Genomic DNA, 13,115 nt, shown 5'->3' on the forward strand with positions numbered 1-13,115 from the left:
CAATCCTCCATTAGAGCAATTGGTGAATAAAATCTTCAGTAAAATCAAATAGTTATGACGAAATTCTCCATAGCGCTCATGATGGATTGGTAAAATTATTTATAATAATCAATAGCTTATTGCGTTAATTGTACACGAATTGTACACGCGCATTTGCGCTTTGCTTCGTTGCTTTTCGCTCGAATTCGTCCGCATACGCGCTCTTGCACCCGATCTGGCGCCCTAGCGTCCGCAAGCCTTCGCTAGCGTTTCAGGTTTCCCTCTGCATTTTTCGATGGCGCGCAAAGCCACGCCTCACCGGATGGGCCGGAGCTGACTCTTATCTGCCGTCGGGGAGGGCCGCTCTCGGCAGCGACGACTTCGACGACTTGGAGCGGCGCGATCCGTGCAGCGACGCTCAGCTTTTCCAGCCCGGCGGAAAGCCAAACGTCAGGCTCGAGAACGTGGTGTCGAAATCGGCCTTCGGGTTATTCGACAGCGGCTTGGTCCAAAGTACGTTCAGTTGCCAAGCGCCGGTGCGAGGAAAGGTGAAGGTCGCGCGGCCGGCCTTGTCCGTGACCACTGTCTGCAGCGGATGGCCGTCGAACTGCAGGTTGTTCAGCATCACGGTCGCGCCGGGCAGCAGGCGGCCCTCATAGTAGACGCGGACCGCGAGCGGCCCGTTGGCGCCCGGCGTGTAGGGGTTGGTCTCTGGCACGATCTCCAAGCTGAGACCCACGGGCTTGACCACCCAGGGCTGGGGCGTCGTGACCACCGGGCCGACCTGGACCAGGGCCTTGGCGCGGCGGCTGTAGATCTCGCGGCCGGGCTGGTCTTCGCTGCGTGTCCGCGCACGTAGTTCGAGAGCGGGCGTGAGGCCTTCCTGTTTCAGGTAGTCCTGGAAGCGCAGGCCCGGTAACTGGCTCTCGGCGTGGCTGGTGGCCAGAACCAGGATGTGCGTACCCGGCTTGCCGAAGGGCACTACGTGGTCCTCGTCCATCGATCCCGACTTCAGGACCTTCAGGTGATCGGTGTAGGCGCCGCCCGGACCGATATCGCCGAACTTGGCGACCCGGTCCGCGTCGGCGTCCCAACGTTGGCGGTCCTTGCCGTGACCGACCTGGAGGCTGGTCACGACCGTGCTGTTGGGGACGGTCCAGAACCGCAGGGGCTGGAGCCAGAAGTCGTGGGCCTGGGCGCTGGCGGCCGCCAGGACGACGGCCAGGGCCAGACCGGTGCGGAGCGAGATTTGGCGAAGGTTGCTTTGCATCGTCATTCCATGTGGTCGGGCGCGTAGCCGGGCGTTGGGGTGGTGGTCGGAAGAGCGGCGGCCAGGATCGCCACGGCCGCCAGCCAGCTGGAGACGACCTTGATCGCGACCGACAGGCGGCGGCCGGCCAGCCAGCGGGCGGGCAGGCACAGCAGCACCCAGGGCAGGCTCTTGGCGATGTCGAGCGGCGCGCCGGTGGTCGACAGGACTGCGCCCGCCCAGACACCGGCATTGACGGCTAGCGCCAGGGCCGCCGGCGAAGGCAGGCCCTTGGGCAGATGGACGCTCAGCGCCGTGACGATCACACTGGCCCAGCAGGCGTAGAACACCGCGTCGATCCAGGGCTGCGGGATCTTGGTCAGGGCGATGCCGATGAAGACGACGGCGAACACCGCGATCGCGGGCGCTAAGATCCGGCGTGGCGCGAAGGCCAGCGCGAAGCCGAGCGCTGCAGCCAGCAGGGCAGGCGGAAGCGCGCCACCCCTCACGAGACGAGGGCCCGATAGAGGAAGTAGACGCCCGTGGCGGCGATCAGTCCGCCCAAGCCTCGGTTGATCACGACGCCACTGGGACGCGCGTTGAGCATGCCCAGACCAATGCCGCCGACGTGCAGCAAGCCGGTGCAGAGCACGAAGCCGACACTGTAGCCAAGCGGATCGGCGGCGGAGGGCAGCTCGCGGCCGTGCGCATAGCCGTGGAAGATCCCGAAAATCCCGACGAGGACGCAGGCGACCCACACCGGCGGCCGCAACGCGAAGGCGATGGCGCCGCCCAGCACGATCACCGAAAGGGCGATGCCCAGCTCGGTCGGCGGCATCGGGACATTGGCCATGCCGAGCACGCCGCCGATGGCCATGACGGCGGGAAAGATCACGGGCAGGGCGACGAGCAGGGGGCGCCCCAGGAAAGCGCCCCACAGGCCAACCGAGACCATGGCCAGCAGGTGATCGAAACCGGTCAGCGGGTGCAGGAAGCCGGAGGTGAAGCCGCCGACGACGCCCGTGCCGTCATGGGCGGCGGCGGGCGAGGCCGTCAGCAGGGTGAGGATCAGGGCAAGCGCGCCGAGCGGCGCGGACGGAGAGGAGGGCTTCAAGGATCAGTCCTGCTTCTGGAAGGCGATTTCCGAGACGACGCGGCGGCCGTCGTGTCGGGAGAGCTGGACGAAGACGTCGATGACGTCGCGGACATAGGCGGCGATCTCGGCTCGCCCGAGGTTCAGGCCGGCCTGCAGCACCATCAAGGACAGCTGGTCGACCGCGCCCTTGGGGCTGTCGGCATGCAGGGTGGTGATCGAGCCGGGGTGGCCGGTATTGACCGCGCGAAGGAAGCTGGCGGCCTCGCGCCCGCGAAGCTCACCCAGGATGATACGGTCCGGGCGCATGCGCAGCGAGGCCTGGACGAGGTCCTCGGCGGTGACCCGCGCCTCGCCGTTCTCGCCGCGCACGGCGATCAAGCCGACGGCGTTAGGGTGATCCAGCTGAACCTCGCCGGCGTCCTCGATCAGGATCAGCCGCTCGTCGCGCGGGATCTCTTTCAGCAAGGCGTTGAGGAAGGTGGTCTTGCCGGTCGAGGTGCCGCCGGCCACCACGATGTTCTTCCGATGCCGCACGGCTTGGCGCAGGAAGTCGGCGGTGCGTCCCGTGGCGAGCAGGTCGCGGAGCTCGGCGTTGATCGCCTCGGCGTGCGAGAGGCCGTCGACGCGCGTGGCCGCGAAGGCGCCGACGCGTTCGTAGTCCTCGATCCCGAGGTCGGCGACCACGTGCTTGCGCAGGGCCAGAGCCATCTCCCCACGCGTGGCGGGCGGGGCGATGATCTGCACACGCTCGCCATCGGGCAGGGTCGCCGAGAGCAGAGGATGCTCGCGGCTGATCCCCTGGTGCGACAGGCTGGCGATCTGCCGGGCCAGCCGCCACAGCGAGGTGGCGTCCAGCTGCGGCGCGGGATGGCGTTCGACGCCGCCGGTGATGGTCTCGACCCAGACCTCGCCCGGTCCGTTGACGAAGATGTCCGTGACGTCGGCGCGCTCCAGGAACGGTGCGAGGGGGGCCAGGTAGGTGCGGAGGTAGACGGCGGTGGCGGCGCTCACCGGACGGGCGCCACGCCGGAGAAGTCGAGGTCTCGCGCGACGAAGATGTTGATGATCTCGCCCTGGGCGACCTTGATCGTCGGTGGGATGGCGTCGCCCTGCATGGCGGAGCTGGCCAAGCCGGCCGCCGTGGTGGCGTTGCCGATGCTGATCTGGGTGGAGGGCGTCGTGCCGATCGCGGCGACCCCGGCGTTCAGCACCGACAGCAGGATCGATCCCGAGAAGCGGCGGAAGAAGTGACGGTTGACGTCGCCGGTCAGCCCGCCGCGACCGAGCGCGTCGGTGCCCGGCGAGCCGATCTGAATCGAGACGCCGTCGGGGCGGATGATCCGGGTCCAGATGATGAAGGCGCGCGATTGGCCCAGCGCCACGCCGCTCTTGTACTGGCCGATCAGGCGGCTGCTGCGCGGGATCAGCACCGCCTTGCCGTCGAAGCTCAGCACGTCGCGGCTGACGATGGCGCGGGTGAAGCCCGGCAGGTCCGAATTGATTGCGGTCTCCAGCACGCCGGGAATGACCGTGCCTTGCGGCGCGATGGCGTCGAGGTTGCGCATAGTGACGGCGCGGGCGCGGTCGGGGGCTTCCTCGCCAACGCGCTTGGCGAACTGCTCGCTGTCGTTCAGCTGCGGACGCTGGCCAGCGCCGCCCTCGGCGACGGGCGCGCCGATCGTGGCCCCGGAGGCCGCGGCGCCGGCTTCGCGCTGCCCACCGCCGAGATCGACCACGACAGAGGGAGCTCTGCGACGCTGATCGAGATTGCCGGAACCGATAGGCGGCGGAGCGGCCATGACGACGCCGGCGCTGGGCGGGCGGTTGTCGACGACGGTCACGGGCGTGGGCATGACCTGGGTGGGCAGGCCGCTGAACGGCGCGCCGGGGCCGGTCGCGATCGGCTGGGGCTCCAGCTCCAGCGGCGGCGGCGACCAGACGGCGGGCTGCATGTCGCCGGTCGTGGCCTGGGCTGCCGGCTCGGCTTGCCGCATGCGGTGGTTGTTCAGCACGACGAACAGCAGCACCGCGGCCAGCGCGAAGCCGGCGAACACCAGCGCGCCGCTGCGTCCGCTCGCGGGGCTGCCAACCGTGGGTTCGGCGTCATCTTCCAAGGTCTCGTCGATCGGCGGGGAGGGAGGCATGGTCATGGGTTCGCCGCCTGGAGTGCGCCCGCCGCGCCGAACGCGGTGTTGGTGACGGTGGTGACGGCCTTGCCGCTGCGCAGGACGAAGCGTGGGGCCAACTGCTGGACCACGGTGTAGGCGCCGCGAACGCCGTAATTGACGAGGTTCTCCTTGCCGTCCGTTCCGACGGCGAAGATGGCCGGCGCCGAAGCCAGGGGCGGCCAGGCGAAATAGGTCATGCGGCCGTCGTCGAAGACCCGGGCGGGCGCGTTCTCGGCCGAGCCGGTGACGGTGTAGGCGCGGTTGCGCTCTTCCGGCGGCAGCTCGGGCGGCGGCGCGGTTTCCAGCGCCACGGCGATCTGCGGATAGACGAAGCGCAGGATGTAAGGCGCGGTCGTGGTGCGCGCCCCCTTGGGCAGAACGCCCAGCTCGAAGGCGTAGCGGCGCTGGTTGGTGACCACGTTCATGTTGGTCGCGGCGTTGCGCTCTAGGGGCTTGAGGAACAGCACGCTGGCGTTGCGGTTGGGCGTGACCTGCCAGCCCAGGGAGTCGCCGATGGAGACGCTCTCCAGCCGCTCGCCCGGCCCGAACTCGATCATGATCTGGTAGCCGAGCTGGCCCTTGAGCAGCACCAGCTGATCGGGGTCGTAGTCGACGCTCTGGATATGCGGATCGGCCAGGCCCAGCCGGGGCACCTGGGCGGCGTGCGCGGCCAGGGGCGACGCCACCAGCGCCATGGCCAGAAGGCAGGCGCGCATCAGCGTGTGCCCTGCGAGGCGGCGGTCGAGCCGATCATCTCGGAATCGCGCCGATACGAGGTCGCCTGGAAGCCCAGCGGGTTGAGCAGGCGGTCTTCCATGCGCAGCGGCGCGTCGCTGTAGCGGTAGCCGATCACGGCCGCATAGGACCGCCGCTCGCCCGAGGCGGCGCCGTAGTCGCGTCGCTCGACGTCGAAGCGGACGATGGCGCTGTTGGCTGACAGGATCGAGATGCTCTTGATGATCGGCTGCAGCACCGAGGTGGCGGGGTAGAGCTTGACCGGGCTCTGCGGATTTGTGGCGGCCATGTCGCGCAGGTAGCGGTTGCGCGCGTCGCCCGAGGACCAGACGGCGACCTTGCGATAGTTGGCCTGCAGGTCGGTGGCGTCGAAGCCTTCGCGCGCCAGGACATACTGGGCCAGGAAGGCCTGGGTGACGGCGGTGTTCTGGGTCAGCTTGCCGGGCAGGATGCTGGCGGCGGTCTCGACATAGCCGGTCTGGCGATCGACGGTGATCGTGTAGGGCACGACCGTCTTCAGCGGCATCATGACGATCAGCGCCACGGCCTCGAGCAGGGCGATGATCCCGAAGGCGATAGCGACGAGCCAGGCCATGCTGCGCGAAGCGCGCAGGGCGCCGTGGACGTCGCGCGACCAGGTGTTGGCGTCTTCGTAATAGGCGTCGCGCGCGGCGGTGGGAGGCTTTTCGAGTTTCATTTGTCCCTCCGCTGGACACTGGCGGCAGGGCCCGGCTGGGCGGCCCGGCGGTAGGTCTGGCCGAACGGCGTCACGACGTTGGCGGTGGTGGGGGCGTTGTTGGTGTCGACCCGCAGGCGCGACTGTGTTTCGCCGGACGAGGTCGCTTGTGTGACGACGTGCTCCCGGCGATCCATGGCCGCCACGGCCGCGACCATCGCGGCGGCGCGGGGCTCGAACGGTGCGCTGACGACGCCGCCAGCGGTCGCGAGCATCAGCGGGGCGGGCGAGGCGGTCGGCGCCTGGGATGTCGTCGACGGCGCCGGTTCGCCCCAGCGCGGCAGCTTCAGGCTGAAGGCTATGACGCCCACCGCGACGCCCAAGGCCAGGCTGACGCCGGTCGAGATCAAGGTCAGCAGCATGATGGCGCTGGCCGGCGCGATGTCGGTGATGTTCTGGGCGCGGTTGTCGGCCAGCAGCGCCAGATGTGGTTCCAGCATCATCAGTTGCACCACGAGGCCCAACACCGCCATCAGCGGCGCCAGGGCGAAGGCCACAGAGGCGCGAAGCCAGCCTTCGAAGACTCCCTTGGTACCCTCGAACAGCAGGAGACTCGCGAACAGCGGGCCAAGGCCCAGCAGCAGGCCCAGCGCGATCTTGGCGGCCAGGATCACGCCCAGACTGGTCAGCATCAGCAGCAGCGACGACAGGTTCAGCGCCAGGGCCGCGCCGCCGGGGCCGCCGGTCAGGGGGGAGGACAGGCCGGTGACGCCGCGTCCGAACACGATCGCCGAGGCCTGCATCTCGTCATAGGCCGCTTGCAGCGCGCCGAAGATGTCGTTGCCTATGCCGCCGCCCGTCTGGCTGGTCGCGCCGATCATCAGGCCGCCAAGTTCCGCGGGGCCGTTGAACAGGGTATCGAACACCAGGTGCTGGTAAGTCGGCCACTGGGTAGCCAGGGCCAGGACGACGCCGATCTTCATGACGCTGACAGTGATGCTGCTGACCCGCAGCGGCGTGCGGCCGACCATCAGGCCGTAGCCGATCAGGGCGATGTAGAGGGTCAGCAGGGTCGTCAGGCCCAGCGCGACCGGTGAGTTGGGTTGAGCTAGGGCGCCGTAGGCCGCTTCCGACATCGAGCGCACGTTGCAGTCGACCGAGACCAACAGGCCGTCGACAAGACCCTCATCGGGCAAGGGCTGAGCACAGAAGCCGGCCATCAGACCCGCTCCATCAGCTTGGGCAACCAGTCGGACGGGTTCTCGCCGACGTCCTGGCGCAGGGCGTCAAGGATGCGGACCGTGCGCTCGCGGCCGGACAGGACGGTCAGCAGTTCCGGCGCGCTGGCCAGGTTCAGGCGGGCGACGACGCTGTCAGCGCCGTGCTTGATCAGGAAGCAGCGCGAGGTGTCGGGCAGCGACCGCACGAGGTTGAACTCGTGCTCGGTCAGGCCGAAGCCCTCCATGTAGTCGCGGGCCTGGGCCTTGGGATTGGCCATGAAGATCTGGGTGGCGGCCTGCTCGATGATGGCGCTGGCGATCCGGCTCTCGATGGCGTCCTGGGCGCTCTGGGTGGCGAAGCCGACCACCCCGTTGCGCTTGCGGATGGTCTTTTCCCAGTCCTTGATCCGGGCCACGAAGACGTCGTCGTCCAGCGCCTTCCACCCTTCGTCGATGACGATGATGGTCGGATCGCCGTCCAGCCGCTGCTCCACGCGGTGGAACAGGTACATCATGGCCGGGGTGCGTAGCGTCGGCTGATCCAGGATCTGGGTCATGTCGAAGCCCAGGGTGCGGGCTTCCAGGTCCAGGGCGTCGAGCGGGTTATCGAACAGCCAGGCGCGCTCGCCGGTTCCGAACCAGGGGCGCAGGCGGGCCGCCAGGTCGGCGGCGTCGGGCCGGCGGTCGCCCCGGAACAGCTCGCCGAAATAGCAGAGCTGCCGGAAGGCGGGCTGTTGGTCGTAGTTGGCGTCGACGGCGTCCTTGATCCGCGCCAGATCCTCGGCGCCGAGCACCTCGCCCGGACGGGTCACCAGCCGCGTGGTCCAGTCGGCCAGGAAGGCGCGGTTGGCGGGATTGTCGGCCAGCTGCAGCGGGTTGAAGCCCGTGGGCTCGCCCGGCCTCAGCGTCTCGTAGCGGCCGCCCATGGCGCGCAGGAAGATCTCGGCGCCCCGGTCCTTGTCGAAGAACACGATGCGCGGGTCGAACTTGCGGGCCTGGGCCAGCAGGAAGCCGAGGACCACGGTCTTGCCCGAGCCGGACGGACCGATCAGCGTGAAGTTGCCCAGGTCACCCTTGTGGAAATTGAAGTGGTAGGGCCCCGCCGACGTGGTCTCCAGCACGGTGACCGCCGATCCCCAGTGGTTGCCCACGGCCTGGCCGACCGGGAAGTTGTGGCCCGAGGCGAAGCCGGCGAAATTGGCCGTCGAGATCATCGCGCGCCGGGCGATGTCTTTGAAGTTGCCAGGGAACTGGGCCCAGAAGGCGCATTCGAGGTTGATGTCTTCGCGCACGGCCATGACGCCCATCTCGGTCAGGCTGGAATGGACCTCGGCCACCGCGGCGTTCAGCGCGGTCTGGGACGCCGCGCGCACCATGATGGTCATGTGATGCTCGCCGAAGGCCGCGCGGCCGGTCGAGACGTCGTCCTTGGCCGCGACCAGCCCCTGCTTCAGCGAGTGGGCGTCGTCATCGGCCGAGCGCATGCGGCGCAGGACGGTGTTCATCCGCTCCAGGCTGGCCTGCCGGTCGACATAGGCGAAACTCTGGCTGACGATGAGTTCGTGCGGCAGACGCAGCAGGTCGTCCAGCATGCCGGCCGAGGTCTGGGGCGGATATTCCTTGATCGACAGTATGGCCGAGAAGGCGCGGTCGAACGCGCCGACGCGTGAGAGCTCGATGGTCTCGCTACCGAAGCTGATGCGCCGGAAGGGGATGTGCTCGCCCAGGTCCGAACGTGGCATCGCCACCGGCCGCACCACGCCGTTGAACAAGGAGGAGAGAAACTCCAGCGGCTCAGAGCACGGTCCGGCGGCTGTCTCGTAGACACCCAGGACCCGCGCGCCATAGGGGGCGAGAGCTGAGAGCAGCGTCTCGCGCGCCGCGTCCAGCTCGCGCTTTTCGGCCTGCTCGAGCGCCTGATTGTAGCCAGCGCGGCCGCCGCCGACCAGCTTCAGGGCGCTTTCGATCAAGCCGCCACGACCTTGCAAGGGCCGGCGGACGATCGTCAGGAACAGCTCGTTGACATAGAGCTTGCGCGCGCCGAGCCGCTCTCGCCAGGCCGCATCCAGGCTGCGGCTGAAATCGTCGGCGTATTCGCCCTCCATCTGGGGCGAGACCTCGCGGCGGACCACATGGTGGTAGAGCGCGAAGCGGGAATTGGCCAAGGCCCGCAGCGCCCCGTCGCGCAGGGCCTTGCGGTAGTTCAGCTCGTCGGTGTCGGCCGTCTCGAACGGCAGGCCGGCCAGGTGGATGACCTGCATCAGCAGGCCGTCGCGGGTCGCCAGGGTCGTGTCGTCCACGTGACGCGCATAGGGCAGGCGCGCGCCGGCGCGGGCTTCCCGCTCGGGGCGGGCGCGGCGGGCTTTCGGGCGCGCGTCCGGGATCTGGCTCATGGGCGGTAGCTGTTGCAGCGCCAGACCGACCAGTTGGGCACGCGCGGGCAGCGCGAGATCTTGGCCAGCCAGAGGTCGAATATCCGGGGCTCCTTCAGGCAGGCGACATAGCCGGCCAGATGCACGACCACGGCGATCAGGATCGCCCAGAAGGACTTGGTGATCAGGAAGGTCTCGGCCGTGACCACGCCGTTGAGCACGAAGAAGCTGTAGGTGACGCCCGCGAACATCTGCGGTCGCGTCAGCGCTCCGAAGACCACGTCGCGCTCGAGCTGGGCGGCCATGCTCTAGAAGCCGCCCGAGGTCTGGCGGATGCCGGCCACGATCGCGCTGGCCCCGAACAGGATGAAGCAGCCCAGGATGACCGTGGCGCCGTAGCGCCAGTTCAGCCGCCCGGTCAGCATCATGAAGCCCACGCCGGCGACGGCGATCACGGCGGCGACCGTGGCGACCGTGCCCATCAGCGTGCCTTGCAGCCAGGACATGGCGCCGGTGATCGCGCCCGAGCCGGCCGGATCCATCGATTGGGCGTGGGCCGCGCGGGCCGCCATCACGCTGGCGAGGAAGGCGGCGGGGGCGAAGGGAGTCTTGGAGCGGCGGATGGCGGCCTCCTTCAGGGGTTGGTTGCGAGCACGACGGCGCCGGCCGTCCGGCGGGCGAAGCGGCTCATGATGGCCGCGACGTAGGCCTGGGTTTCGGCGAAGGGCGGCACGCCGCGATAGCGGTCCACAGCGCCGGGACCCGCATTGTAGGCGGCGAGCGCCAGGCGGACGTCTCCGCCGTAGCGATCGAGCATGTTGCGCAGATAGGCCGCGCCGCCATGGACGTTCTGGCGCGGGTCGTAGCGATCCACGCCGAGATCCCGCGCGGTGCCGGCCGTCAACTGCATCAAGCCCACCGCGTTCTTGGGAGAGACCGCTTCCTGACGGAAACGAGACTCTCTCCAGGCCACCTCCGACAGCAGACCCGGGTCGAGGCGCTGTTTGGCAGCGGCCTCGGAGATCAACTGGTCTACGAGGTACGGTTGAAAAGCGCGGGCGGCTTCAACCGATGGCGAGATTGTCTTGGCGCCTTCGGCCGTGAAGATCGCCGGCTGGCTGTAGGTGGTGGTCGAGCCGTCCGGCGCGATGTCGATGACCTGGGCGCGTGCCGGAAGGCACGCGACAAACGGCAAGGCGACGCACAGCCAAAAGGCCGTGCGCCGCCGTTCATTCGACGAACGGGAAGCCCCGATCATCCGCCCGCTCGTCAGCTGGTCGGCAGGTTGACCGGCTCGGCGGTCGGGCTGACCGCGATGACGTCGCCGGCGGCGACGTCCTTCGGTTCGCCGTTAGGAGCGCCCTGGAAGGCCGTGGCGAAGTTGGCCCCGAACTGGGCCTCGAACTTGGCCGGCGGCGTCGGTGGCGTGACCGCCACGTCCTTATTGCCGCTCTTGCAGGCCGACAGACTGCCCGCCAGGAGCACGAGCGCCGTTCCCATGATCAAAGTGCGCTTCATTGTGGGCGCTCCTTACGAGTGCGGCGCGGCGGTGCGCGGCGAGATCGACAGCGGGGAATTCAGGTAGGGGAACGCGTTCTGAAGTTCCGCGGCCGAGATCGGCGCGCCATCGGTCAGCGGGGCGTTGCCGACCGGGGCGTCAGCCGGCTTGCACAGGCCAAGGTCGGTCTGCACGCCGTTGATCGGCACCGGATAGCAGAGGCGGCCCATGGCGACGCGCAGAGTGACGTCGACGGTGTCGTCACCCGGACGGCGGCCATTGGGGAAGCCGGCCAGGTCGTCCGCAGCGACGCCGAGGTTCTTTTGGGTGTCGCGCGGCGTCGGATTGATCGCGGTGTTGAGGCGCATCATTTCCGACGGGGTGACCGTCTTCTGCTGGTTCAGCGTCTTGATGCCGGTCAGATAGGCAGCGACCAGATCGTTCCGCGGCAGGTTGGACGGCGCGATGTTGGCGAAGTTGGTGCCCAGGGTCGCGTTGACCGGAGCGCGGAACAGCAGGTCGACGATGGCGGGGAAGGTCGGGTTGGTCACGTAGTCGGCCAGGGCCGCGTCGGCGGTCGGCTTGACGGCGTTGAACGTGTCCTTGTCCGGCAGGCCGATCACCAGCTCGTTGACCAGCGGCGCCGACAGGCGCGAGACCTGGGTATAGGCGCCGCCTTGCTGGGCGTTGGTGTTGTAGGCGGCCTTGGGGTTCAGGATGCGGGCCTGCGGCAGGCTGGCGGTCTGCCAGGCACCGATGACGCCGTTGCCCGTGCCGGTGAGGCAGGCGATCGGCACTTCCAGGGCGATGGAGGTGACGTTCTTCTTGCCGACCAGGTCGTCGTTGGCGCGGCTTTGGGTGATGCCGCCCGGGAAAGAGGCGCCGTCGATCGGCACGTAGTTGATCAGGTCGAAGGTCGGGCCGAGATTGACGGCGAACGCCTCGGCGCGCTGGCCGACGAAGACGCGGCCCGCGGTCGAGCAACCCGGCAGGGTGACCGAATAGATGAACTGGCCGGCATAGGCCGGGTAGTCCGGGATCGTCTTCTGGCCGGCGTTGTCGAACGGCTTGCGGAAGGTGGTCGCGCCGCCCGAGGCGTTGGTGACGTTAGCGCGTGTGCCGCTGCGACGGTCGCCGGTGATCTGGGTGACCGTATATTCCTCGATCTCGCCCTGGTCGGAATCATCGGGCGACGTGATCTGGCCGGTCTGGCGCAGGGCGACGGGAATGGACTTGCCGCCAATGGTCAGGGTCGTGCCCTTGCCGCCGCGCAGCGTGTTGGAGAACTTGAACTGGTAGGTCAGGTCTTCCTTGGCGTCGCCATCGCTGTCGATGCTGATCTCGTAAATCGCATCGGGATCCATCGTATAGTAGTTCGGACCGTCGCTGGGGTTCTCGCCCGGCTGGTAATTGGCGATGAAGGTGACGAAGCCCGACCGACCGGGCTCATAGCTGCGGAACATATAGAAGTCGGTGCCGTCGACCTTGGGCGACTTGGTGATCCCTGGCGCCTCGCGGTGGCTGGAGGCCTGCGCCTGCCCAGCGCCGAAGGACACCGCCATGATCAACGCCATGGCGGTCCCGCCAAACTTGCCTCTGCTCATTCCCAGCCTCCCGCGCCGAAATTCGACTACGTCGGCGCCGACATCGGCGTCCTGACATGAAGGCTTCTACGAACGGCGTTCGGCCTTGGATCACCGGCAAGGCGCCAAAATGTCGCATCATCGCCAAATATGTGGCGGTGGATGATTTCGGTCGCTTGTCGGGATGGCCTAGGACGAGGTCAGCAGGCTTTCCCAAATCCATTCACCCGAGCCGATAGCGATCACGATGGTGTCCTCGCCGCTGCGCAGGGTCATCAGCTCAGGACCACGGACCAGCGCGCGCCGACAGGCGTCGGGCGCCTGGCGCAGGCCGCTGATCACGGCCTGCGAGATCGTCGACACCTCCGATCCCGTGGCCGGTCCGGCCTGAACCCAGGTCCGATCCCAAAGCATCAGGGCGTTCGAGATCGACAGCGACGTCCGGGGCATGCGCGCCAGGGCGGTCTGCACCAACGGATCGGCCTGCAAGGCCTGTTGCAGCCACTGCGACACCTGGCAGGTCTGGCCGCCGCTTGCGG

15 protein-coding genes are annotated in these 13,115 nt (G+C 68.2%); all 15 read right to left on the bottom strand.

The genetic code is table 11. The features are described 5' to 3' along the window. Window positions 1-397: 397 nt before the first annotated feature. Entirely contained in the window at window positions 398-1,249 is an 852-nt protein-coding gene (locus tag AC07YH_RS09340; protein WP_494746733.1) for a DUF4198 domain-containing protein, read from the bottom strand. A gap of 2 nt (window positions 1,250-1,251) precedes the next feature. Next, window positions 1,252-1,641 carry a hypothetical protein gene (locus AC07YH_RS09345; protein ID WP_494746734.1) on the bottom strand — a complete coding sequence of 130 codons (390 nt, stop codon included), beginning with the start codon at window positions 1,639-1,641 and terminating at the stop codon, window positions 1,252-1,254. Between the two features lie 92 nt (window positions 1,642-1,733). Further along, window positions 1,734-2,342, bottom strand: coding sequence for a HupE/UreJ family protein (locus tag AC07YH_RS09350; RefSeq protein ID WP_494746735.1), 609 nt, complete (start codon window positions 2,340-2,342; stop codon window positions 1,734-1,736). 3 nt (window positions 2,343-2,345) lie between these two features. Then, a complete protein-coding gene (gene virB11 / locus AC07YH_RS09355) occupies window positions 2,346-3,335 on the bottom strand; it encodes a P-type DNA transfer ATPase VirB11 (protein WP_494746736.1) in 990 nt (329 codons plus the stop codon). Continuing rightward, the gene (locus AC07YH_RS09360) at window positions 3,332-4,474 is read right to left on the bottom strand and encodes a TrbI/VirB10 family protein (protein ID WP_494746737.1); all 1,143 of its coding nucleotides are present in this window, start codon (window positions 4,472-4,474) and stop codon (window positions 3,332-3,334) included. The genes virB11 and AC07YH_RS09360 overlap by 4 nt, the downstream gene beginning before the upstream one ends. Next, window positions 4,471-5,208 (bottom strand): TrbG/VirB9 family P-type conjugative transfer protein, encoded by a 738-nt coding sequence (locus tag AC07YH_RS09365; protein ID WP_494746738.1) that lies wholly within the window; start codon window positions 5,206-5,208, stop codon window positions 4,471-4,473. Before AC07YH_RS09365 ends, AC07YH_RS09360 begins: the two co-directional genes overlap by 4 nt. Continuing rightward, entirely contained in the window at window positions 5,208-5,924 is a 717-nt protein-coding gene (locus AC07YH_RS09370) for a VirB8 family type IV secretion system protein (protein ID WP_494746739.1), read from the bottom strand. The genes AC07YH_RS09365 and AC07YH_RS09370 overlap by 1 nt, the downstream gene beginning before the upstream one ends. Further along, the gene (locus tag AC07YH_RS09375) at window positions 5,921-7,123 is read right to left on the bottom strand and encodes a TrbL/VirB6 family protein (RefSeq protein ID WP_494746740.1); all 1,203 of its coding nucleotides are present in this window, start codon (window positions 7,121-7,123) and stop codon (window positions 5,921-5,923) included. The genes AC07YH_RS09370 and AC07YH_RS09375 overlap by 4 nt, the downstream gene beginning before the upstream one ends. Further along, on the bottom strand, window positions 7,123-9,516 hold the full coding sequence (locus tag AC07YH_RS09380; RefSeq protein WP_494746741.1) for a VirB4 family type IV secretion/conjugal transfer ATPase: 2,394 nt from the start codon (window positions 9,514-9,516) through the stop codon (window positions 7,123-7,125). The genes AC07YH_RS09375 and AC07YH_RS09380 overlap by 1 nt, the downstream gene beginning before the upstream one ends. Beyond that, a complete protein-coding gene (locus AC07YH_RS09385) occupies window positions 9,513-9,800 on the bottom strand; it encodes a VirB3 family type IV secretion system protein (protein ID WP_494746742.1) in 288 nt (95 codons plus the stop codon). Before AC07YH_RS09385 ends, AC07YH_RS09380 begins: the two co-directional genes overlap by 4 nt. 3 nt (window positions 9,801-9,803) lie before the next feature. After that, window positions 9,804-10,133, bottom strand: coding sequence for a TrbC/VirB2 family protein (locus AC07YH_RS09390; RefSeq protein WP_494746748.1), 330 nt, complete (start codon window positions 10,131-10,133; stop codon window positions 9,804-9,806). Then, window positions 10,130-10,753: a lytic transglycosylase domain-containing protein gene (locus AC07YH_RS09395; RefSeq protein ID WP_494746743.1), complete on the bottom strand. Its 624-nt coding sequence runs from the start codon at window positions 10,751-10,753 to the stop codon at window positions 10,130-10,132. The genes AC07YH_RS09390 and AC07YH_RS09395 overlap by 4 nt, the downstream gene beginning before the upstream one ends. Window positions 10,754-10,764: 11 nt before the next feature. Continuing rightward, window positions 10,765-11,013 (bottom strand): hypothetical protein, encoded by a 249-nt coding sequence (locus tag AC07YH_RS09400; protein ID WP_494746744.1) that lies wholly within the window; start codon window positions 11,011-11,013, stop codon window positions 10,765-10,767. Window positions 11,014-11,025: 12 nt separating this feature from the next. After that, window positions 11,026-12,597: a DUF4331 domain-containing protein gene (locus tag AC07YH_RS09405; RefSeq protein WP_494746745.1), complete on the bottom strand. Its 1,572-nt coding sequence runs from the start codon at window positions 12,595-12,597 to the stop codon at window positions 11,026-11,028. Window positions 12,598-12,765: 168 nt separating this feature from the next. Further along, a partial coding sequence (locus AC07YH_RS09410) for a hypothetical protein (protein ID WP_494746746.1) occupies window positions 12,766-13,115 on the bottom strand: 350 nt, incomplete at its 5' end.

It is taken from the genome of Caulobacter sp. GW456-12-1-14-TSB4, assembly GCF_059424195.1.

Bases quoted from the DNA above. Each gene is read 5' to 3' on its own strand.
- AC07YH_RS09340 (WP_494746733.1), bottom strand. From the start codon at position 1,249: ATGCAAAGCAACCTTCGCCAAATCTCGCTCCGCACCGGTCTGGCCCTG.
- AC07YH_RS09360 (WP_494746737.1), bottom strand. From the start codon at position 4,474: ATGACCATGCCTCCCTCCCCGCCGATCGACGAGACCTTGGAAGATGAC.
- AC07YH_RS09365 (WP_494746738.1), bottom strand. From the start codon at position 5,208: ATGCGCGCCTGCCTTCTGGCCATGGCGCTGGTGGCGTCGCCCCTGGCC.
- AC07YH_RS09370 (WP_494746739.1), bottom strand. From the start codon at position 5,924: ATGAAACTCGAAAAGCCTCCCACCGCCGCGCGCGACGCCTATTACGAA.
- AC07YH_RS09375 (WP_494746740.1), bottom strand. From the start codon at position 7,123: ATGGCCGGCTTCTGTGCTCAGCCCTTGCCCGATGAGGGTCTTGTCGAC.
- AC07YH_RS09380 (WP_494746741.1), bottom strand. From the start codon at position 9,516: ATGAGCCAGATCCCGGACGCGCGCCCGAAAGCCCGCCGCGCCCGCCCC.
- AC07YH_RS09385 (WP_494746742.1), bottom strand. From the start codon at position 9,800: ATGGCCGCCCAGCTCGAGCGCGACGTGGTCTTCGGAGCGCTGACGCGA.
- AC07YH_RS09395 (WP_494746743.1), bottom strand. From the start codon at position 10,753: ATGATCGGGGCTTCCCGTTCGTCGAATGAACGGCGGCGCACGGCCTTT.
- AC07YH_RS09400 (WP_494746744.1), bottom strand. From the start codon at position 11,013: ATGAAGCGCACTTTGATCATGGGAACGGCGCTCGTGCTCCTGGCGGGC.
- AC07YH_RS09405 (WP_494746745.1), bottom strand. From the start codon at position 12,597: ATGAGCAGAGGCAAGTTTGGCGGGACCGCCATGGCGTTGATCATGGCG.